We start from the raw sequence: 20,853 nt of genomic DNA on the forward strand, positions 1-20,853 counted from the left end.
CCTCGGTCAGCGGCTGAAGGGCTTGAGGGCGGTGAGGAGTTCCTCCGGTACGGGTTCGGGCTCCATGAGGCCGTCGTCGCCGGTGCGGCGCATGCAGGCGACGGTCTGGTGGCCGCGGGCCACGAGGTCCGGGGGGTTGCCGGCGCGTACGTAGTCGAAGGCCATCTCGATGCGGTTGCCGGCGAGGTGGCGCAGGGACATGTGGAGGTCGATCTCGTCGAGGGCGCGGCACTCGCGCAGGTACTCCATGTCGCAGGAGACCGTCACGAGGGTGAGGCCGTGGGCGAAGGCGGCGACCGTGCCGGGGGCGTGGTCGGCCAGGAAGGCTTCGCGGCAGTGGCCCTGCCAGCGCACGTAGTGGGCGAAGTAGACGTTGCCGGCGAGGTTGGTCTCCTCGAACGGCACGCGGTGGCGGTGGACGTAGGTGCGCTGGGCGGGCGTCATGCGCGGCCCCCGGCGACCCGTACGCGGACGGACCGCGGTACGCGGACGGGTGGTGCGGCACCGATCGCCACCGCGACCGGGGAGGGCAGGCCGGTGACGCGGACGACGACGGTGGCGACCGTCAGGTCGCCGGCGCGCAGCAGGACCCAGCCGTCGGTGGTGACGCGCTCCACGCGCAGCGGGGCGTCCGGGCGGGCGCCGAGGGCGAGGAGGGTCTGGCGGCAGGTCAGCAGGCGGGCGTACCCGTGACCGGGTTCGCCGCCCGTCGCCCGGTCCGCCTCGTCGGCGACGGCGGCCGCGCGGGGGCCGAGCAGGGCGCGCCAGCGTTCGGGGGGTGCGCCGGGCACGGGGGCCCAGTCCACGGCCACGGGCCGGCCGGCGAGGGCGACGAGGGCGCGGTCGCCGAGGTGGGCGGCGCTGCGGAAGCCGTCCGCGGCGCCGGGCGGGACGTCGGCGGCGGCGCCGGCGGCGAGGTCGGCGTGGGCGTCGGGCAGCAGGTGGTCGAGGCTGCGGGTGAGGTACGGGCCGAGGAGTTCGGCGGGCCAGGGCGTGCCGGCGGGCAGGGGCAGGGGGCCCACGTCCTTCAGCCGCAGGCCGTGCCAGGTCTCCAGGACGGTGCCGGTGGCGTCCTCGACGCGTACGTCGTAGCGGTAGCCGTCGGCGTCGTGCGCCGTCTCGTGGGCGTGCACCAGGAGGGTGCCCTCCGCGGGTGCCGCGCCGTGGAACCGTACGGCGTCCACGGCCACCGGCAGCACGCGCCGGTGCGGCACGCAGCCCTGCAGCACGTGGACGTAGGCGTCGCGCAGAGCAGCGTCGCCGAGGAGCAGCCGTGGGCTGTGGAAGCCGCCGAACCACTCCCCCGCGCCGCCCGCCGCCACCTCGGCCACGCAGCTGCGGCCGCTCAGGCGCCGGTAGCGCACCAGGCGGCGGAAGCGGGGGCCGTGGAAGAACAGGTCGCCGTAGTGCGGTGAGCGGGTGGGGTCCGTACGGCCGGAGGGCAGCGCAGGGGCGGGCTCGGCGCTCGTGCGGTAGACGGCGCGGAAGTGGTCGGCTGCGAAACCGGTCTCGTCGCTGCGCACGACAGTGGCGACGGTGCCGTCGTCGTGGCGCAGGGCGGCGACGCGGAGGGTACGGGAGCCGTCCAGGGGGACGGTGACGGGCCGTTCGAAGGCGATGTCGGTGACGGAGAGGACCGTGTCGTGCCCCGTGACGGCGGCCGCCGCCTGGGCCATGGCCTCCAGGCCCACCACGGCCGGCAGCAGGGGTACGCCGTCGAGGGCGTGATCGGCCAGGTACGGGTCGCTGCCCAGGCCCACGCGGGCCTCGGCCACGACCTCCACGCCGGGCTGGTGGACGAGCGGCCGCTCCAGGAAGCGCAGGAGCGGCAGGGACTCGTCCGCGTACCGCAGGGTCGGCGTGCGCGGCAGGCGTCCCGCCACCATCACGGTCGTGGGCAGGTCGTCGGCGGCCAGGAGCGACAGCAGGACGCGGGTGCCGGCCGCGACCGGGATCGGCGCCACGCCCTGCCGGCGCAGCGCCTCCACGGCACCCAGGCGGTGGGCCATGCCCGTGCCCTCCCACTGCGACCACTCCACGCTCAGGCAGCGGCAGTGCGGCAGGGCGGCCGCCAGCTCCTCGGTGCGGTGGCGCAGCCGGTCGTTGGCCAGGGCGTAGTGCGCCTCCCCCGGCAGACCGATGCGGGCGATCACCGAACCGTACGTCACCAGCAGGCGCAGCCGCTGCGGGTCGACGGCGGCCAGGACGGCCTCCAGGCCGTCGCACTTGGGCGCGAGCGCGGCGCGCAGGCGGGCGGGGGTGAGGTCCTCGATCCGGGCGGGGTCGTTGCGGCCCGCGCAGTGCAGGACGGCGGTGACGGGGCCGGTCCCGGCGGCGGCGCCGGTGACGACGCCGGTGACAGCGCCGGTGACGGCGCGGCGCACGGCGTCCGGGTCGGTCACGTCGGCGACCGCGTAGCGCGCGGTGAGCCCCTCGGCGGCGAACCGGCGCAAGGTGGCGGCTGCTTCCGCATCGGTGGTCGGATCGGAACGTCCCAGCAGGATGCACCGCACGCCGGTCGCCCGGGCGAGGGCCAGCGCCGACTCGGCACCGATGCCCTTGGCACCGCCGGTCACCAGGCACACGTCGGCGGGGCCCAGTGGTACGGCCGCGGCGTCGGGTGGGGGGAGGGGGTGGTGTGCGGTGACCGGTACATGGCGTCGGCCGTCGTCGTCGTACACGACCTCTGCATAGCCGCGGATGCCGCGGGCCGCCTCCGCGGCGGCCAGGGACAGTCCGTCGGAGTGCGGCGGCACGTCGACGACCAGACAGTCCAGGCCGGGGCGTTCGGCGGCCAGGGACCGGGCGAGTACCGGGCCGGGGCCGCGGTGATGGACGACGAGCAGGGGGATGGTGGTCGCGGCCGCCGCCGCCGTCCGGAGGGTGGCGAGCCAGGCGTCGGGGTCGCGGCCCACGTCCGGCGGGAAGGCGACCACGGTGGCGCGCGGGCCTTCGCCGCCTGCGGGGAACGCCTTGCGGACGACCGGGGCGAGGGGGTGCGGCTCGGGGATGTCGTACGTCCAGTCGTAGGTGACCGGGGCCGCGGGGGGTGCGGCGGCGGGGCGGGGCTGCAAGTGGTGGGGCTGCAAGTGGTGGGGCTGCAAGTGGTGGGTGTAGGCCCGCACCCACGGGCCGGCGGCCCCGGCCGGGGTGCGGTCGTCGTCGTCCGCGGCCGCGGCTGTGGGCAGCGCCTCCAGGTACGCGGCCAGGCCGGCCACCGTGGCGCCGGCCAGGGCGCTGGTGTCGGTGGGGGCGGCGCGGCCGAGGGCTTGGGCGGCTTCGGCGGCGATCTGGGCGATGCGGAGGGAATTGATGTGGAGGTGGGTGAGGAGGAGGTCGTCGTCGTGGATGGTTTCGGGGGCGAGTTCGAGGGTGGTGGAGAGGAGGCGGCGGAGGGTTGTTGTGGTGGTGGTCGGGTGCGGGTGCGGGCCGGTGGTGGGGGCGCCTGCGGCGGGCCGGCCCCGGTCCCGCCCTTTCACCGTTTCCCGGGGGCTCCGCCCCCGGACCCCCGCTCGGGGCTGCGCCCCCGGCCCCGTTGGGGGTTCCGCCTCGGACCCCCCTCGGGGCTGCGCCCCCGGCCCCGTTGGGGGCTCCGCCCCCGGCCCCGCGAGGGCCGCCGCCCCGGACCCCTCTCGGGGCTCCGCCCCGGACCCCGCGGGGAGCTGCGCTCCCCGGGCGGGGTCTGCGGGTGTCGGCTCCGGCGCCGCGCTCGCGTTCTGCATCGCCTCGCACGGGTTCGTCAGGAAGCTGCGGGGGCGGTCCACGTCGATGGGGCGGGTGAAGCGGTCCGTCGTCCAGGGCAGCGGCGTTGCCCCGCACGCCGCGAAGAGGGCTGCCGTCACCGTCGCCACAGCCCTCGGCGTACCCGTCGTCGTGTCCAGGCTCAAGGTGGGCAGGCCCGTGGGGGTCAGGGGGGTCAGGGTGGTGCCCGGGCCCACTTCGAGGAGGATGTCGACCCGGGTCGCCAACTCTCGTACCGCCTCCGCGAAGCGGACCGGGGTCAGGGTGTGTTCGGTCAGGTGGGTTGCGAGGTTCGTGTCGGGGGGCAGGGGTGCGCCCGTCACCGTGGAGATGACCGTTCCGGTCAGGGGGGTGCGCAGGTCCGCTCGGGCGAAGCAGTCCGCGAGGGCCGGGAGGGCCGGGCGCATCGCGGGTGAGTGGAATGCGTGGGAGACGGCCAGGGGGGCCACGGGGATGCCGCCGTGGCGGTCGGCCTCCTCGCGGAAGCGGGACAGGGCGGGGCGGGGGCCCGCTACGGTCACGCGGTGGGGGCCGTTGACGGCGGCGATCACCGCTCCCGTACCGCGCAGGAGCAGCTCCGCCGTGTCCGGGTCGGTGCCGACCGCGAGCATGCCGCCGCCGCTTTCGCCGTAGTGGGCCATGAGGGAGCCGCGGGTGCGGGCGAGGGCGACGGCGGCGGCGGGGTCGAGGGCGCCGGCCCAGCACAGGGCGGTGAGTTCGCCGAGGCTGTGGCCGACCGCGGCGGTGGCGCGCACGCCCAGGCGGTCGAGGTAGCGCAGGCCGGTGAGGGAGGCGGCGACGACGGCGGGCTGGACGACGGCGGTGTCGGCGGTTCCGTGGCCGGGCTGGGGGTCGGGGACCTCCGCGTGGAGGTCGTCGCCGTCGACCAGGCGGGCCAGGAGGGGGCTCGCCGTGCGGTGGCCGGGGGTGCCCTGGCCGGGGAGGAGCAGGCCCAGGTCCAGGGCCGGTCCGGTGCCGGCGAAGACGCCGCCCCTCGCGTCGAGGTGGGCCTTCCCGACCGTCTGCGCGGCCGTCCGCAGGCGGTCGGCGAGTTCGGTGGGCGAGGCGGCGACGACGGCGACGCGCAGGGGTGCGGTGGGGTCGGCGTGGCGGGCGAGGGCGGCGGCGGTGTCGGTGAGTTCGGCCTCGGAGAGGGTGGCGGCGAGGGTGGCGAGGTGGGTGAGGCGTGCGGTGAGTTCGGCGGGGTCGTGGCCGCTGAGGGGGACGATCTCGCAGCCCGGGTCCGCGGGGTGCGGCCACGGGAGGGCGACGGAGGTGTCCGTGCCGGAGAGGACGACGTGGGCGTTGATGCCGCCGAATCCGGAGGAGTTGACGCAGGCGCGGCGGGGCAGGGCGGTGGGCCAGGGTTCGGGGGTGGCGAGGGCCTCGACGACGGGGTCGGGGCCGGTGAGGAGTTCGTGCGGGTCCTCGCAGCCGGTGGTGGGGGGCAGCATGCCGTGGTGGACGGCGAGGACGGCCTTGAGGAGTCCGGCGACGCCGGCCGCGGCCTTGGTGTGGCCGATGTTGGCCTTGATGCTGCCGAGGGCGGCGGGGCGGGCGCGGCGTCCGTCGCCGGCGCGCAGGGCGGCGTCGAGGACGGCGAGTTCGACGCGGTCGCCGACGGCGGTGCCGGTGCCGTGGCCCTCGACGAGGCCGACGGTGCCGGGCGGGTGGCCGGCGCGCTGCCAGGCGCGGTGCAGGGCGAGGGCCTGGCCGGTGCGTTCGGGGCGGGTGAGGCCGCCGTGGCCGTCGGAGGAGGTGCCCCAGCCGTCGATGCGGGCGTACGGCCGCAGGCCCAGGCGCTCGGCGGTCTCCTCGCGGGCGAGGACGACGATGCCGCAGCCCTCGCCGGGCAGGAAGCCGGTGGGCCGGCGGTCGTAGATGCGCATGGGACCGTCGGCGAGGGCGCCGAGGCGGGAGAAACCGACGAGTTCGAAGGGGTCGAGGCTGAGGTCGACGCCGCCGGCGAGGGCGATGTCGAGGTCGCCCTGGGCGAGGAGGGTGCAGGCGGTGCCGACGGCGACGAGGGAGGAGGCGCAGGCGGCGTCGACGGTGTGGCCGGTGCCGTGGAAGCCGAAGTGGTTGCAGATGCGGCCGCTGATGGTGTTGGCGAGGCTTCCGGCGAGGGTCTCGTCGCCGGGTTCGGGGAAGGGCTGTTTGTAGGCGGCTTCGAGGTCGCGGAGGATCGCGCGCCGTTCGCCGGAGGCGGTGCCGTGCTCGGCGAGGACGCGGTCGACGGTGCGGCGGACGTACGGCCAGCGCAGCCGCAGTTGCCCGGTGCGGGAGAACTCGCCGGTGAGGGAGTTGCCGAGGACGACGCCCACCCGGGCGGGGTCCAGGCCCTCGCCGCCGGGGGCGCCGGCGTCGCGCAGGGCGGCCGCGGCGACGTCGAGGGCGAGCCAGTGGGCGGGGTCGGCGGCGCGGTGGGTGCTGCCGGGGACGCGGAAGACGGCACGGTCGAAGGTCCAGCCTTCGAGGACGGCGGCGCGCTCCAGGGTGATGCCGTCGGGGCCGCCGCCGGCGTACTCGGTCAGGGGCAGCCGCCCGGGCGGCAGGCGGCGGAAGGCGCGCCGGCCGGCGAGCACGGTCTGCCACAGGGCCTGCGGATCGTCGGCGTCGGGGTAGCGGCAGGCCAGGCCCACGACGGCGACGCGGCATGTCACGGGGCCTCCCCGGCGGTACGGGCGACAGGGGTGGTGCGGCGCAGGCGCTGCAGCAGGGGCGCGGTGACGGGCAGTGTGATCAGTGCCAGCCAGCGCACGGCGCACACGATGCCGAGGGCGAAGAAGAGCCCGAAGGTGATGTGCAGGGCCATCAGCGCCCCGTACGCGGCGGCGATACCCAGGCCGAAGGCGACCTGCCGGCGGGGGGCGACGGGCGTCGTCCCCGGGTCGCTGATCATGTAGTTGGTGTAGAGGACGAAGGCGACGCCGGTCATCGGGCCGAGCGCCCCCAGGATCCAGGCGTCGGTCAGCAGGGAGCGGATCACCGCCTGCAGGGCGAAGCCGGCCATCCAGCCCAGCAGCAGCGGCATCTTGAGGGTGAGCTTGGCGTTGAGCAGCGTGCCGGCGCCGAGCACGGCGAGCGGGATGATCCAGCGCAGCGGGCCGGGCGGGTACTCGGTGAACTCGTACGGCGGGGCGATGCCCACCCAGTCGTACAGCAACAGCGTCACGACGATGCCGGTGTTGGACGGGTTGAGGACGTGCTGGCTCTTGCCGCGCACACGGGCCCGCACCACGTACTTCGAGGCGATGCCGACGGCGGCGGCGAACGCGTAGGGCGCCAGCCGGTCACTGGCGAACAGCAGCATCGAGCAGGCCAGGCCGGTGATGTGGGCGGGCAGCATGAAGTCCAGCACCTGCCCGAACGGGCCGAGGTAGCGGGGGCGGCGCCGGTGGACGGCGGCGTCCGTGGTCTCCAGCAGCAGCTCGGTGGCGTACGCGGTGCCCACCGCGACGAAGGGCGTGGCCCACGCCTGCTCGAAGCCCAGCCAGGTCAGGCCCAGGACGTTGAGAACGGTGATCGACAGCGCGAAGCGGCGCAGGGCCTTGCTGCGGCGCTGCTGCGGGGTGAGCCCGGCGGACGCCGCGGGGGCGGACGCGGTGGGGGCGGGGGAAGCGGGGACGGTGGTCGTCACGGGAGCACCTCTTCGCGTGGGGGTCCGGGCCCGGTCAGCTGGGCATTGCAGCGGCCGTGGCCGGGGAGAGGACGACGGTGTGGGCGCCGGGCGCCAGCGTGCGGGTGATCCGGTGCTGCCCCGCCGCGTCGCGCCAGCTGATCTCGGCGGTGACCGGTTGTCCCGTGCGGGCGCCGAGGCCGAAGAGGAGCTCGGTGCCGTTGACCCCGGTGTGCCCGTTGGCCGGCTGCAGCTGCTGGGTCTGTACGCGCCCGTCGGCGGTGCGCACCGTCGCCTTCGCGCCGACGGCCGGCGTGCTGCCGGTGCCGCCGGGCACGGTGGTGGGCATACGCAGGCGCAGGGCGAGCCGCTCCCCGGCGGGGCCGGTGTTGTGCAGGTAGGTGGAGCGGCCCCACTGGTTGGCCACGACGATGTCCAGACGGCCGTCGCCGTCGGCGTCGGTGAGGGCGAAGGAGCGGCTGGGCACCTGCTGGCGCAGGCCGACGGCCGCGCCGAGGTCGGTGTAGCGGCCGTCGGCCGTACGGACCCAGAAGCGGTTGCCGGCGGCGCCGGAGAGGTCGTCCCCGGTCTGCACGCGCGGCCAGCTCAGCGGGGAGTGCAGCAGGCTGTCGTTGCTCATGGCCAGCTCCTGCAGTTCGGGCCACTTGTTGGTGCCGCCCTGGGTGAAGCCGGTGGCCTGCAGGATCTGCGGGTGGCCGCTGTTGTCGAAGTCGCCGGCCTTCACGTCCCAGGACCAGCCGGAGCGGGCCAGGCCGAGGTCCTCGCTGCGGTCGCGGTAGGGCGCCGTGCCCTTGGCGAGGTCGGTGAGGGGGCCGTTGCGGGTGAAGACGAAGTTGCTCTCCTCCAGGGCGTAGGGGAGCGTGATGTTGCTGACGAGGATGTCGGGTTCGCCGGTGCCGTCGAGGTCGGCGAAGGCCACACCCATGCCCTTGTACGAGTCGTGGCCGAGCACCTTCGACTTGGGAGTGGTCGGGGTGCGTTCGCCCTCGGCGAGGGTGAAGGAGGCCGTGCCGGGCCGGGAGCGGTTGACCAGCAGCCGGTCGGGGCCGAAGTCGTTGGCGAGGTACAGCTCGGGCAGCCCGTCCCCGTCGAGGTCCTGGGCGCCGAGCGCGAGGGTCCAGCCGTGCCGTACGCCGGCGGGCAGGGCGCCCGGCGCGTCCCGGAAGACGGCGGCGGGCTCGGGGCCGCCGCGGCCGGAGGCCCACAGCAGGACGTGGGCGGTGCCGGCGTTGCGGGCGTTGGACATGCCGTCCTGCATGGCCATGCGCGGGTCGTCGGCGGCCTTGGTGTCCAGGACGCGGGCGCCGTCGGGGAAGTAGTTGCCAACGACGAGGTCGGGGTGGCCGTCGCCGTCGATGTCGGTGTGGTTGACGGTGGTGGTGTTCCACACCTGCATGGGGGAGACGACTTCCTGGGCGCGGAAGGCGTCGGCGGACGGCTCGGCGCCGGCCCGGCGCAGGAACAGCACCGGGGAGCGGCCCCAGTAGTAGACGAGCACGCCCGTGGTGCCGTCCTGGGCGAAGTCACCGGTGACGCAGCCCATCGGGGCCATGGTCCGCGGATCGAAGTCCAGCCCGCGGGGCACGAGGGCGAAGGGCGCGTACCGGCCGCCGGAGCCCGGCAGGGGTCGCACGGTCACCGAGTCGTCGCGCGGATCGACCAGGCACACGTCCCCGTCCCGCCCGGTGCCCGCCACGTCCCCGACGGCGGCACTGGCACCGACCGCGGAGATCCACGCGGAGATCCGGCGCAGGCCGGGCTGCACCTGCCGCTGGGTGCGGCCACCGGGCGGATCGCCGTTGAGGAACTGGGAGGAGAACCGGAAGCGGCCGGCGAGCCGCTCGCGTTCGCCGGCGGACGTACCGGGCTGCGCGGCGACGAACCCCAGACAGGAGACGATCACCAGGGCGACGACGGGCGCGGCCAGGGCCCGCCACCACGCCCCGCGCTGCGGGGTGCCGCGAGTGTCGGTGCGGGGCATCTTCCCTCCGGAGGTACGGCGACGGGGTTCGCTGCGGGAGCCCGACGGGCGGGACCGGTCGGGGACGGCGGCTGGTCGGGGACAGTGGCTGGTCGGGGACGGTGGCTGGTCAGGGACGGTGGCTGGTCGGGGACGGTCGGGGAGCGGGTCGCGCGGGGAGCGGGTCGCGCGGGGCGGTCCGTGGCGCTGGTCCTCGGGGCCGGTCCGGGACCGGGCCGACAGGAGGCGGTCCGGGACCGGCCGGTAGGGGCGGTCCGCAGGGCCGGCCCCTGGAGCAGGTTGCGCGGGTTGCGTTCCCGGGGCCCCGGCCCGGATGGCCGGCCTTCGGCCGCCGGTGGGCCGCGGCAGGGGCCCGTGCACCGCCGGCTTCGCCGGCTCGTCAGCGGGCCGCCAGGGCGCTGCCGCTGATCATGTCGCGCCAGGCGAGGAAGTCGTCCAGGGAGCCGTCGCCGTGCAGTTGGCGCTCGGCCGCCACCGTCCAGTCGGCGGCCGTCGCCATGTCGACGCCCGTCAGCCGCAGCACCCCCCGGTGCGTGTGCTCGGGTACGTGCCCGCCGCGGCGCCGGGCCTCGGCGGCGAAGGCCGCGCCCTGGGCCAGCTCGGCACGGTGGGGGCCGGCGTGCTCGCGCAGCCGCTCCAGTTCGGCGTCGTCGGCCCCGCCCGCGTAGCAGGCGGCCAGGCCCACGCCGCTCCACAAGTGGCCGCGGCGGTCGGCCGGGAAGGTCTCGATCACGTCGGCGATCCGCTCCGGATCCGCCGACTCGACGAACCACAGACTGCGCCCGAGCCCCTGGTGCCGTACGGCCCCCTGCGGCGACGGCGGGCCGGAGGCCGCGAGGCGGGCCACGGCCCGGCGGCCGCCGAAGTAACCGCGGGAGAAGCCCTCGCCGTCCAGGGTCAGCCACTGCAGCAGCGGGTCGAGGCCGAGTCTGCCGCGGGCCCCCGGCAGCGGCACCCGGGCCAGGGCCCACCCGGCGCCCACGTGCACCAGGTGCACGTACGGCCGGCCGGGCCCGGCGAGCAGGCCGGCCAGCCGGCGGCCCCGGGCGAACAGGAGGGTGTCCAGCAGCGCGCAGGCCATGCCCGCGCCCTCGTAGGCGAAGCCCCGTTCGCCACCGTCCAGGGCGGACAGCCGCTCGTGGACGCGGTCGGTGCCCGTGCTCTCGACGGCCGTGTTGAAGCCGGTGAGGAAGGAGCGGGCATGGCGTTCCAGGACCCTGCGGCTGTCCGGTCTGCCGCAGTGGAAGCCGCGTACGGAGAAGTCGGCCATCTCCTCGGGCAGGCGCAGGCGGCGGGCCCAACGCGGGGCGCCGTCGGCGGGTTTTCCGGGCATGTGCGGCCCCCGTCCTCATCCTCAAGGATGCTGCGGCGCCGCGGAGTTCGACGGCGCGGGTCGTCGGCCGGACTCGAACACAGTGCGTATTGCTATCAGTTGTCGAAGTGACGGTCAACACACCCGGCGCGCTGTCATTGAAGTTGCTCGGTGGGACGCAGCAGCACCTCCCCGATCGCCATGTGCCGCGGACGCGTCACCACGTGCACGATCGTCTCCGCCACGTCCTCCGGCCGCAGCGGCTCGCCCGGATCGAAGTCCCCCGCGAGGGCCTGCAGCACCTCGGGCCGGGAATGCGAGGCCAGCTCGGTCGCCACGAAACCGGGCTCGACGACGCACACCCGCACGTGCCGGCGGGCCACCTCCTGGCGCAGCGCCTCGCTGAACCCGTTCACGCCGAACTTGACCGCGTTGTAGACGGCGGTGTTCGGCGTGGCGATGCGGCCGCCGACGGACGAGACGGTGACCACGTCCGCGACGCGGCGCGGGCCGTCGGCGGCGGCCCGCAGGAGGTGCGGCAGGGCGGCGCGGGTCACGAATGCCGTACCCATCAGCCCCACGCGCACCATGCGGTGCCACTCGTCGGTGGGGGCGCCGTCGACGGGGCCGAGCAGGAGCAGGCCGGCGCTGTTGACGACGACGTCGAGGCGGCCGGTGGCCCGCACGGCCGCGGTGACGGCGGCCTGCGCGCCGGCCTCGTCGCCGAGGTCGCCCTCGGCGACCACGCCGCCGATCGCCTCGGCCAGTTTGCGCAGCCGGTCGCCGCGGCGGGCGGCGAGCACGACGGTCGCCCCGGCGGCGGCCAGGGCCCGGGCGGTGGCCTCGCCGATGCCGCTGGAGGCGCCGGTGACGAGGGCGGTGATGCCGGTGAGTGGGGTGGCGGTGCCTGTTGCCATGACGGCGTCCCCTTTCGGTGGGTGGCGGGTGGCCCTGCGGGCGGCCGGCCCCAACCCCGCCCTTTCACCGTTTCCCGGGGCTCCGCCCCGGACCCCGGACCGGGCTCCACCCGGTGTCCTCAATCGCCGGACGGGCTTTCTGGGGTACTCACGTACCCACTAGGCCCATGAAGGCCACGCAGCGGTGGACCGCTTCCGGTTCGCCCTCGATGCGCAGGCGGCCCGACAGCAGGGCCTCGAACGGTGTGTGCATCTCCGCGCCGATGCTCACGAACGTGTGCGCGTCCGTCGTGACGACCAGCGCCGGCTCCTGCGCGGGACCGCGGCGCGTGACGGCACGGCCGTCCGCCACCTCGATGTTGAACGTCTCGCCGTCCACCCGGAACTCGTACGCCTCCGCGACCTGCGGCACCGGCCGGCCGTGGATCATGGCCTGGACGGCCAGGATGCCCCACGCCGCCCGCACCGTGCCGCCGGCCGCCTCCGCCTCGCCGAGGAAGCCCATGCCCCAGCGGGCGAGGGACAGCAGCGGCTCCCGCAGTTCCTCGCCGCGCGGGGTGAGCCGGTACTGCTTGCCGCGGCCGTCGCCGGGGACGGCGGCCGACTCGATCACCCCGCGCTCGGTGAGCGCCCGGAGCCGGTCGGAGAGCAGGTTGGGGCCGAGCCCGGGCAGGTTGCCGAGGATCTCGTTGAAGCGGGCGGGGCCGATGAGCAGCTCGCGCACGATGAGCAGCGCCCAGCGCTCGCCGACGACGTCGAGGCCGGCGGCGAGCCCGCAGAACTGTCCGTAATGGCGCTTGCCCTTCATACCGAACCCTCAACTCGCGGCAGTATCACTACACTTGATGGTAGCAACAGCTGTGAGCAACCTGGGAGAAGGCCGGTCGCCCGGCCGGTCACTACAGTCGGGCGGCATGGACGGATGCGACAGCACGGCCGCGCAATCGTTCGTCACCCGCTTCATGGCCGACGTCGGCGGCGGCATGGTCGCCGCCCTGTGCGCCCTCGGCGTCCGGCTCGGCCTCTTCCGTGCCCTTGCCGACGCCGGCCCCTCCCGCAGTACGGAACTCGCCGCCCGCACCGGTCTCGACGAGCGGTACGTCCGTGAATGGCTGCACGGCCTCGCGGCAGCCGCATACCTGCGCACCGACGCAACGGGAGAGGTGTTCTCGCTGCCGCCCGAGAACGCGGCGGTGCTCGCGCACGAGGAGTCGCCGTTCTTCATGGGCGGCGCGGCCCGGCTCGTGCCCGCCCTCGGCTCCATGCTCGGGCCCGTCGCCACCGCCTTCCGCACCGGCGACGGCATCGCGCCGGAACGCTACCCCGGCGAACTCTTCCACACCATGTGGCAGATGAGCGGCAGCTGGCTGGGCACACTGCTGCTGCCCCAATGGGTTCCTGCCGTCGAGGGCCTGGCCGAACGGCTCGCCGCCGGCGCCCCCGTGGCCCACATCGGCAGCGGCGGCGGCCGGGCCCTGGTCCTGCTGGCCGGCGCCTACCCGCGCTCCCGCTTCACCGGCTACGACGAGCTGCCGCTCAACGTCGAGCACGCGCGGCAGGAGGCGGTGGGCGCCGGCGTCGCCGACCGCGTGGAGTTCGTCCACGGCCGGGCGACGGACCTGCTGCCGGGCAAGGGCGACCATGCGCTGGTCCTCGCCCTGGACGTCCTGCACGACGCGCCCGACCCGGCACAGGCGCTGACCGCGGTGCGCGCGGCCCTCGCGGACGACGGGGTGCTGCTGCTCCTGGAGAGCAACGGCGCCGACGCCCCAGCCGGCAACCGCGGTCCGGCCGCGGCCCTGCTGTACGGGGCGAGCGTGCTGTACTCCCTCCCCACGGCACGGGCGGCGGGGGCGGCGGAACCGGCAGGGATGCTGGGGCTGACGGAGGCGCGGTTGCGGGCGCTGTGCGCGGGAGCGGGGCTGAGCCGGGTACGCCGGCTGCCGGCGCCGACGCCGCTGAACGCGCTGTACGAGATCCGCCCGTGAGGGGGCGCCTGCGAACAGGCTTCTCCCCCACCCCGCCCTTTCTCCCCCGGCTACCGCTGGGAGGTGCCCCCGGTTCCCAAGGGGGCTGCCGCCCCCTTGCACCCCCGCCTGTCCTCGATCGCCGGACAGGAAGGAGGCCCCCGTGCTCGACCACCTCACCGTCACCGTCCCCCTCGACCACGCGCGCCCCGACGGCCGCACCCTGGACCTTGCCCTCGTCCGCCACCCCGCCCGCTCCCCCGGGCAGCGGATCGGCACGCTCCTCGTCGCGCCCGACGATCCCGGCAATCCCGGCACCCATCTCGTGCCCCAGCTGCTGCCGGTCCTGCCTGCCGAGGTGCTCGACGTCTTCGACCTCGTCGGCTTCGACCACCGTTTCAGCGGCGGCAGCGCCCCGCTGACCTGCGGACTGACCCCCGACCAGTGGCTGTGGATCTTCCACACCCCCACAGCGGACGTCGACGCCGAGGCCGCCTGGCAACGCGCCGTCGTCGAGCGCTGCTTCGACGCCGCCGGCGACGTCCTGCCGTACCTCACCTCCCGCAACATCGCCCGCGACATCGACGCGATCCGCCTGGCCCTCGGCGAGGAGCGCCTCTCCTTCCTCGGCTACTCCTACGGCAGTTACCTCGGTGCCGTCTGGACGCAGATGTACGGCCGCACCGCCGACCGCGTCGTCCTCGACAGCGTCATCGACCCGGATTCCGTCTGGCGGCGGATGTTCCTGGACTACGCGGACAGCTGCGAGGTCACCCTGCACGACTGGGCCCGCTGGGCCGCCCTCCGGGACGAGCACCTCGGCCTGGGGCGCACGCCCGGGGCCGTGCGTGCCGCCCTCGACGGGCTCGTGGCGCGCGCCGGACGGGAGCCGGTGGTCGTGACCGCCCCTCTGCCGCCGGTGGACGGCACGATGCTGCGGCTGCTGACGATGGTGCTGCTCGGCAGCGACGGAGCCTGGGGGTTCCTCGGGGATCTGCTGCGGGCGGCCCTGCACGGCGACGACGCCCGCGAGGAGACCCGGCAGGCGCTGGGCGCGATGTTCGGGCGCGGCAAGGACGAGAGCGGGGCCGTGGCCCAGCTGGGCATCCTGGGCGGGGACGCGCCCTGGCCGCGCGACCTGGAGACGTACCGCCGCGACATGGCCGAGGCGGCCGCCCGGCGTCCGTTCATCGGGCCGGCGATGGCCGCGCCGAAGGCCGGCGCCTTCTGGCCGGCGGCCCCGCGCGAGCCCGTCACCGCCTTCGGCGCGGACAACCGGGCGGAGAGCGTGCTGTTGGTGCGCACGGAGCGCGGCATGTTCACCCCGCCCCGCGGCGCCGCCCGGCTGCATGCGCTGCTGCCGCACACCTCGCGGCTGATCACGGTGGCCGGTGCCGCGCACCACCGCGTCTTCCCGTTCCTCGGTGACGCCCCGACGAACGAGGCCGTCACCGCCTACTTCCTGAGCGGCAAACTCCCCGACGCGCAGCGGAGCACCCCATGACCCTGGACGACCTGGCCGACCTGGACGCCATTCGCCACTTCCAGTCCCAGTCACCGCGCTGGTCCGCGCCCGACGAGGAGGCGCTGGCCGGCCTGCAGTACGCCGAGGTGACGGTGCCGCTCGACTACCGCGCGCCCGGCGGGCGCACCCTCACGCTCGGCCTGGTCCGCTCGCAGGCCACCGCGCCCGAGCGGCGGCGCGGGGTGCTGCTGGTCGGCCCCGGTGACGACCTGGGCAACCGGGGAACGCTGCTGGGCGCCCAGCTGGTGCGCACGCTCCCGAAGGAGGTGCTCGCCCACTACGACGTGGTGGCCTTCGACCACCGCTTCATGGGCCGCAGCAGCCCGGTGGTGTGCGGGCTGGAGCCGGAGGAGCGGTTCTGGGTCTTCCACCAGCCGCGCGACTTCGGCCACGAGGTCCGCTTCCAGGCGGAGGTGGCCGCGAAGGTCGCCGAGCACGCGCGCGATCTGCTGCCGTACGCAAGCTCCCGCAACATCGCCCGGGACATGGAGGTCGTCCGCGGGGCGCTGGGCGAGGAGCGGATCTCCTACCTGGGCTACTCCTACGGCACGTACCTGGGCGCGGTGTGGACGCAGATGTTCGGCGAGCACGCCGACCGCGTCGTGCTCGACAGCATCTGCAGCCCCGACTGGGTCTGGCGCGGGCTGTTCACCGACTTCCCGCCCAACGGCGAGCGCTGCCTGGACCGCTGGACGCGCTGGGCCGCGCCCCGCCACGAGCAGCTGGGCCTGGGCGCCGCGCCCGGCGAGGTGCGGGCGGCGTACGACCGGCTGCTGGCGAAGGTCGACGCGGACGAGCCGGTGGCCGTGGCGGGCTTCCCGCTGGACCGCACCCTCGCCCGGCTGATCGTCGTCGGCATGCTCAACAGCGAGCACAACTACGCCTTCCTCGGCGACATCCTGCGCTGTGCCGTGCACGGCGCGGCCCTGGAGCCGGCGACCATGGCATTCCTCGCGGGGATGTTCGGGCAGCCCAAGGAGGAGAGCGGCACGGTGGCCCAGCTGGCCATCCTGGCCGGCGACCGGGCGTGGCCGCGCCGCCTGGGCCCGTACGAGCGGGACATGGCCCGGGCCGCCCGCGCGTACCCGTTCACCGGCGCCGCACTGTCGGGCATCAAGGCCCCGGCGTTCTGGCCGGTGCCGCCCGCCGAGCCGGTGACGGCGCTGGGGGCGGGCAACCGGGCGCCGGGCATCCTGCTCGTCCAGGCCGCCGAGGACATGTCCACCCCGCACGCGGCGGCCGTGCGCATGCACGAGGTACTGCGGCACAACTCGCGCCTCGTCACCGTCGCCGACACCGCACACCACCGGGTCTTCCCGTTCTACGGCAACCCGGCCGCCGACGAGGTCGTCACCGCCTACCTGGTCGACGGCACGCTGCCGGCGGGCGACCTCGTCTGCCCCAACCCCCGGCCGCTGGTATGAGGAGGCGTGCCGTGCCGCACGAGCTGTACGCGCCCGAGAACCGCACCGACCCCTACCCCCTGTACGCGCGCCTGCGCGCCGAGGCCGCCGTCCACCTCATCCGCGACCCCAACGGCATCGAGCACTACCTGATCACCCGCTACGAGGACGCGCGCGCCGCCCTCGCCGACCCCCGCCTCTCCCGCGACCCCAAACACGCCTGGGAGGCCCTGCGCCGCTCCGGCCTGTACCCCGAGGGCGGCGAGGGCTCCGAACCGCACATGCTCAACAGCGACCCACCCGACCACACGCGCCTGCGGCGGCTGGTGGCCAAGGCCTTCACTCCACGGCGGGTGGAGGCCATGCAGCCGCGCATCCAGCAGATCACCGACGAGCTCGTCGACGCGTTCGCCCCCGCCGGCACCGCCGACCTCATCCCGGCGCTCGCCTTCCCCCTGCCCATCACCGTCATCTGCGAACTCCTCGGCGTGCCCGTGGCCGACCGGGCCGACTTCCGCCTGTGGAGCACCGCCGCGGTCACCCCCACGTACGTCGAGGGCTCCGCGATGACACCGCCCGAGGCCAACCGGCGACTGCGCGAGTACTTCACCGCCCTCGTCGCCGAACGCCGCCGCGCCCTGCGCACCGCCGACGACGACACCGAGGCCCAGCCCGACCTGCTCAGCGCACTCGTCGTCGCCACGACGGAGGAGGGACGGCTCACCGAACAGGAACTGATCTCCACCGCCGGGCTCCTGCTCGTCGCCGGCCACGAGACCACCGTCAACCTCATCGGCAACGGCATGCTCGCGCTGCTGCGCAACCGCGACCAACTCCGGCTCCTGCAACGGCGGCCGGAGCTGCTGCCGCAGGCGGTGGAGGAGTTCCTGCGCTACGACGGGCCCGTCGAGCGGGCCATGCTGCGGGTCGCCACGGAAGACGTCGAGATCGGCGGCGTCGTGATCCCGGCGGGATCGCTGGTGACCGTGGGGATGGCGGCCGCCCACCGCGACCCCGGGCGGTACCCGGCCCCCGACCGGCTCGACGTCACGCGCGGCGACCGCACGCACCTCGGGTTCGGGCACGGCATCCACTTCTGCGTGGGAGCGCCGGTGTCGCGGATGGAGGGACGGGCGGCGGTGGGAACGCTGCTGCGGCGGGTGCCGGATGTGGTGCTGGACGAGTCGGTGCCGCTGCGGTGGCGGCCGACGGGGGTCCTACGGGGGCTGGAGACGCTGCCGGTGCGCTTCACGCCGGTGGGCGCCCCGTAGGGGCGCGGGGAACTGCGCGACAAGCCACGACGCGCCCGCAGTCGACCCCCTCGGGGTGGCGTGTCAGCTGCGGGCCGTCGCCGGCTGATCGCGCAGTTCCCCGCGCCCCTTCGGGGCACCGCATGATCCGCCGGACGCGCCCCAGCCCCGCGGGGTGGGGGATCAGCCCGCCGCAGGCGACACGTGCACACTCAGAACTTCCGCCGGGACGGCGCCCGTGCTGCCGAACCAGTGCGGTGTGCTCGTGTCGAACTGTGCCGCCTCCCGCTCCTTGAGCACGATCTCCCGGTCGCCGAGCACGAGCCGCACGCGCCCGCTGAGCACGTACAGCCACTCGGATCCCCCGTGCGAGCGCAGGTCGGGCGACGAACGCGTCGTGGGGATGAGCATCTTGAACGCCTGCAGGCCGCCGCCTCCCGCGTACGGCGTGAGCGGCACGATCGTCGCCCCGGAGCGCGCGTGCGGTTTGAGGCGTACGCGCGGGTCGCCGACCGGTGGGGCGCCGACGAGGTCGTCGAGGGGGACCTGGTAGGCGCGGGCCAAGGGCAGCAGGAGTTCGAGCGTGGGGCGCCGGTGGCCGGATTCGAGGCGGGAGAGGGTGCTCAGCGATATGCCGGTGGTGGCGGCGAGCGCGGTCAGGGTGATGCCGCGGCGGGTGCGCAGGGCCCGCAGTCGTGGGCCCACGGCGGCCAGGACGGCGGCATCGTCGTTTGCCATAGCGGCAAGACTACTGTTCTCGTCCGCTGCCGGGAATCGACGCTGGGGTCCATGTCAAGAGCTTCTTCGGTCCGGTGGGCGCTCACCGGTCTTTCGTTGTCCATGCTGGTGTCGTCGCTCGGGACGAGCGTCGCCAATGTGGCCCTGCCGACGTTGGCGGGCGTCTTCGCCGCCCCGTTCCGGGACGTGCAGTGGGTGGTGCTGGCGTATCTGCTGGCCGTCACCACGCTGGTCGTGGGTGCCGGGCGGCTGGGGGATCTGATCGGTCGCCGGCGGCTGCTGCTGGCGGGGATCGGGGTGTTCACGGCGGCGTCGGCGGTGTGCGGGGCGGCACCGGCGCTGTGGGTGCTGGTGCTCGCCCGGGCCGCGCAGGGTGCGGGTGCGGCAGTGATGATGGCGCTGACGATGGCGTTCGTCGGTGAGACGGTGCCGCGCGAGCGGACGGGCGGCGCGATGGGGCTGCTGGGGACGATGTCGGCGGTGGGTACGGCTGCGGGCCCGTCGCTGGGCGGGTTGCTGATCTCGGGGTTCGGCTGGCGGGCGGTCTTCTGGGCCCAGGTGCCGCTGGGGGTGGCGGCGGTGCTGATAGCGCGGCGTCATCTGCCCGCGGGCGGCGGGAAGTCCGGCGCGGAGGGGCGGCGGCCCCGGTTCGACCTTGCGGGCACCCTGTTGCTGGCGGTGACCCTCGGGGCGTACGCGCTCGCCATGACGACGGGGCGCATGGTGCTGCTGGTGGTGGCCGGCTGCGGGGCGGTGGTGTTCGTCGTGGTGGAGAGGAGGGCGGCGTCGCCGCTGGTGCGGCCGGCGACGTTCCGCGATCCGCTGCTGAGCGCGAGCCTGGCGACGAGTGCACTGGTCTCGACGGTGATGATGACGACGCTGGTGGTGGGCCCGTTCCACCTCGCGCGGGGGCTCGGGCTGGATGCGGCGCGGGTGGGGCTGGCGGTGGCGGTCGGGCCGTTGGTGGCCGCGCTGACCGGGGTGCCGGCCGGCCGGATCGTGGACCGCCTGGGTGCGTGGCGCGTGACCGTGGCCGGGCTGGCGGCGACGGCGTCGGGGGCGTTCGCGCTGTCGGTGCTGCCCGTGTCGCTGGGGGTCGTGGGCTATCTGGCGCCGCTGGTGGTCATGACGGCCGGCTATGCGCTGTTCCAGACGGCGAACAACACCGCCGTCATGGCGGATGCGGGACCGGAGCAGCGGGGTGTGGTCTCCGGTGTGCTCAATCTGTCGCGCAATCTGGGGCTGGTCACGGGGACGTCGGTGATGGGTGCGGTGTTCGCGCTCGCGTCGTCGGCGTCGGACGTGGCCACGGCCCCGGCCGGGGCGGTGGCCACGGGGATGCACGTGACCTTCGCGGTCGCTGCGGTCCTGGTCGTGCTGGCGCTGGGCATCGCGCTGGGGGCCGGTGCGTGGGCGCGGCGCGGGGCCCGGGTTCAGGCCGTGGCGGGGGCGCCGCGCGGGTAGCGGCGTACGTAGTGCAGGTAGCGGGCCAGCGTGCGGTCGCTGCGGGTCAGGCGGCCGATGCGGAACCGCATGGTCAGCAGCACCGGGGCGTCGTCGGCCAGCATGCCCGTCATCACGCCCGCGGCCCGTTCCAGCAGGTCCTCGTCGCCCTTGCGCACGCCGAGGACGAAGTAGGGGCGCGACACTCCCGGCCTCACGCACCGCAGGGCGGTGAGCCAGCAGAACCAGCGGCCGTCGAGGGTGCCGGTCTGGCGGAAGACGTTGGTGCCGTGGATCTCGACGCGGACCTCCAGGCGGCTGCCGTCCGGGGTGCGGAAGGCGAGCGGATAGCCCATGACGTAGGGACCGGCGGTCAGCGCGTCGTTGGGGTCGCCCCGGGCCGGGTCGAGGGCGAAGTCGTGCTGAAGCAGGAAGTGCTGGACGTCCATGGTCTGGGCGGCGACGATCCAGGGGTCGACGGGGGCCTCGTCGAGGACGGTGTGCCGCAGCACGAGGTCGTCGTCCGGGTGCCCGAGCGTGGGCAGGTCGTAGAGCGGCTTGTCGCCGTGGAAGGCCCATACGATGCCGTGGCGTTCGGCCGAGGGGTGGCGCAGGAGCCGTGCGCCCGGCGGTACGGGGTCGCCGATGCCCGTCGCCGCGCACCGCCCCGAGCCGTCGTACTGCCACCGGTGGTAGCGGCAGCGCAGCCGCTCCCCCACCACGTCGCCGACCGACAGGTCCGCACCGACGTGGGCGCAGTAGGCGCTCAGCACCCGGGCCGGCCCGCCGCGGGCGCCGCGGAAGACCACCACCCGGTCGCCCAGGAGGTCCACGCCCCGCACCGTCCCCGGGCCGACCTCGTCCGACAGGCACAGCGGGTACCAGTTCCGGCTGAAGGTCCCGTCCTCTCCTTCGCCGGGTACGGATCGGCTCATC

General features: G+C 75.2%; 14 protein-coding genes. 5 read left to right on the forward strand and 9 right to left on the reverse strand.

Translation table 11 applies throughout. The annotated features are described in order from the left end of the window. Positions 1 to 6 precede the first annotated feature (6 nt). The 7 genes from AB0K17_RS12565 to AB0K17_RS12595 all read right to left on the reverse strand — a co-directional run bounded on the left by AB0K17_RS12565 (position 7) and on the right by AB0K17_RS12595 (position 12,399). Positions 7 to 444, reverse strand: a complete 438-nt coding sequence (locus AB0K17_RS12565) for an acyl-CoA thioesterase (RefSeq protein WP_365966614.1) — start codon at positions 442 to 444, stop codon at positions 7 to 9. Next, complete coding sequence (locus AB0K17_RS12570) at positions 441 to 6,404, reverse strand: type I polyketide synthase (protein WP_365982935.1); 5,964 nt, start codon at positions 6,402 to 6,404, stop codon at positions 441 to 443. Before AB0K17_RS12570 ends, AB0K17_RS12565 begins: the two co-directional genes overlap by 4 nt. Continuing rightward, on the reverse strand, positions 6,401 to 7,381 hold the full coding sequence (locus AB0K17_RS12575; RefSeq protein WP_365982936.1) for an enediyne biosynthesis protein UnbU: 981 nt from the start codon (positions 7,379 to 7,381) through the stop codon (positions 6,401 to 6,403). The genes AB0K17_RS12570 and AB0K17_RS12575 overlap by 4 nt, the downstream gene beginning before the upstream one ends. A gap of 34 nt (positions 7,382 to 7,415) precedes the next feature. Next, positions 7,416 to 9,362, reverse strand: coding sequence for a CRTAC1 family protein (locus AB0K17_RS12580; protein ID WP_365982937.1), 1,947 nt, complete (start codon positions 9,360 to 9,362; stop codon positions 7,416 to 7,418). 379 nt (positions 9,363 to 9,741) lie between these two features. Continuing rightward, entirely contained in the window at positions 9,742 to 10,695 is a 954-nt protein-coding gene (locus tag AB0K17_RS12585) for a DUF1702 family protein (RefSeq protein ID WP_365982938.1), read from the reverse strand. Positions 10,696 to 10,829: 134 nt separating this feature from the next. After that, complete coding sequence (locus AB0K17_RS12590; protein ID WP_365982939.1) at positions 10,830 to 11,591, reverse strand: SDR family NAD(P)-dependent oxidoreductase; 762 nt, start codon at positions 11,589 to 11,591, stop codon at positions 10,830 to 10,832. A gap of 148 nt (positions 11,592 to 11,739) precedes the next feature. After that, positions 11,740 to 12,399: a helix-turn-helix domain-containing protein gene (locus AB0K17_RS12595; RefSeq protein WP_365982940.1), complete on the reverse strand. Its 660-nt coding sequence runs from the start codon at positions 12,397 to 12,399 to the stop codon at positions 11,740 to 11,742. Between the two features lie 106 nt (positions 12,400 to 12,505). Between AB0K17_RS12595 and AB0K17_RS12600 the strand changes: the two genes are divergently transcribed. From AB0K17_RS12600 to AB0K17_RS12615, 4 genes are all read left to right on the forward strand, one after another. Continuing rightward, entirely contained in the window at positions 12,506 to 13,579 is a 1,074-nt protein-coding gene (locus tag AB0K17_RS12600; RefSeq protein ID WP_365982941.1) for a class I SAM-dependent methyltransferase, read from the forward strand. A gap of 142 nt (positions 13,580 to 13,721) precedes the next feature. Further along, a complete protein-coding gene (locus AB0K17_RS12605; RefSeq protein WP_365982942.1) occupies positions 13,722 to 15,062 on the forward strand; it encodes an alpha/beta fold hydrolase in 1,341 nt (446 codons plus the stop codon). Beyond that, positions 15,059 to 16,507 carry an alpha/beta fold hydrolase gene (locus AB0K17_RS12610; RefSeq protein ID WP_365982943.1) on the forward strand — a complete coding sequence of 483 codons (1,449 nt, stop codon included), beginning with the start codon at positions 15,059 to 15,061 and terminating at the stop codon, positions 16,505 to 16,507. The genes AB0K17_RS12605 and AB0K17_RS12610 overlap by 4 nt, the downstream gene beginning before the upstream one ends. Before the next feature lie 11 nt (positions 16,508 to 16,518). Further along, a complete protein-coding gene (locus tag AB0K17_RS12615; RefSeq protein ID WP_365982944.1) occupies positions 16,519 to 17,757 on the forward strand; it encodes a cytochrome P450 in 1,239 nt (412 codons plus the stop codon). A 162-nt stretch (positions 17,758 to 17,919) separates the two neighbouring features. On the opposite strand, the gene AB0K17_RS12620 is transcribed toward AB0K17_RS12615, so the two are convergent. After that, a complete protein-coding gene (locus AB0K17_RS12620; protein ID WP_365982945.1) occupies positions 17,920 to 18,474 on the reverse strand; it encodes an XRE family transcriptional regulator in 555 nt (184 codons plus the stop codon). Between the two features lie 102 nt (positions 18,475 to 18,576). On the opposite strand from AB0K17_RS12620, the gene AB0K17_RS12625 reads away from it, so the two are divergent. Continuing rightward, positions 18,577 to 19,938 (forward strand): MFS transporter, encoded by a 1,362-nt coding sequence (locus AB0K17_RS12625; protein ID WP_365982973.1) that lies wholly within the window; start codon positions 18,577 to 18,579, stop codon positions 19,936 to 19,938. Here the strand turns inward: AB0K17_RS12625 and AB0K17_RS12630 are convergent. After that, a complete protein-coding gene (locus AB0K17_RS12630) occupies positions 19,908 to 20,852 on the reverse strand; it encodes a Rieske (2Fe-2S) protein (RefSeq protein WP_365982946.1) in 945 nt (314 codons plus the stop codon). The two genes, AB0K17_RS12625 and AB0K17_RS12630, sit on opposite strands and share 31 nt — an antisense overlap. Position 20,853 lies beyond the last annotated feature (1 nt).

It is taken from the genome of Streptomyces sp. NPDC049585, from assembly GCF_040675615.1.
GTDB lineage: Bacteria > Actinomycetota > Actinomycetes > Streptomycetales > Streptomycetaceae > Streptomyces > Streptomyces luteosporeus.

Bases quoted from the DNA above. Each gene is read 5' to 3' on its own strand.
- AB0K17_RS12565 (WP_365966614.1), bottom strand. From the start codon at position 444: ATGACGCCCGCCCAGCGCACCTACGTCCACCGCCACCGCGTGCCGTTC.
- AB0K17_RS12580 (WP_365982937.1), bottom strand. From the start codon at position 9,362: ATGCCCCGCACCGACACTCGCGGCACCCCGCAGCGCGGGGCGTGGTGG.
- AB0K17_RS12585 (WP_365982938.1), bottom strand. From the start codon at position 10,695: ATGCCCGGAAAACCCGCCGACGGCGCCCCGCGTTGGGCCCGCCGCCTG.
- AB0K17_RS12590 (WP_365982939.1), bottom strand. From the start codon at position 11,591: ATGGCAACAGGCACCGCCACCCCACTCACCGGCATCACCGCCCTCGTC.
- AB0K17_RS12595 (WP_365982940.1), bottom strand. From the start codon at position 12,399: ATGAAGGGCAAGCGCCATTACGGACAGTTCTGCGGGCTCGCCGCCGGC.
- AB0K17_RS12600 (WP_365982941.1), top strand. From the start codon at position 12,506: ATGGACGGATGCGACAGCACGGCCGCGCAATCGTTCGTCACCCGCTTC.
- AB0K17_RS12610 (WP_365982943.1), top strand. From the start codon at position 15,059: ATGACCCTGGACGACCTGGCCGACCTGGACGCCATTCGCCACTTCCAG.
- AB0K17_RS12620 (WP_365982945.1), bottom strand. From the start codon at position 18,474: ATGGCAAACGACGATGCCGCCGTCCTGGCCGCCGTGGGCCCACGACTG.
- AB0K17_RS12625 (WP_365982973.1), top strand. From the start codon at position 18,577: ATGCTGGTGTCGTCGCTCGGGACGAGCGTCGCCAATGTGGCCCTGCCG.
- AB0K17_RS12630 (WP_365982946.1), bottom strand. From the start codon at position 20,852: ATGAGCCGATCCGTACCCGGCGAAGGAGAGGACGGGACCTTCAGCCGG.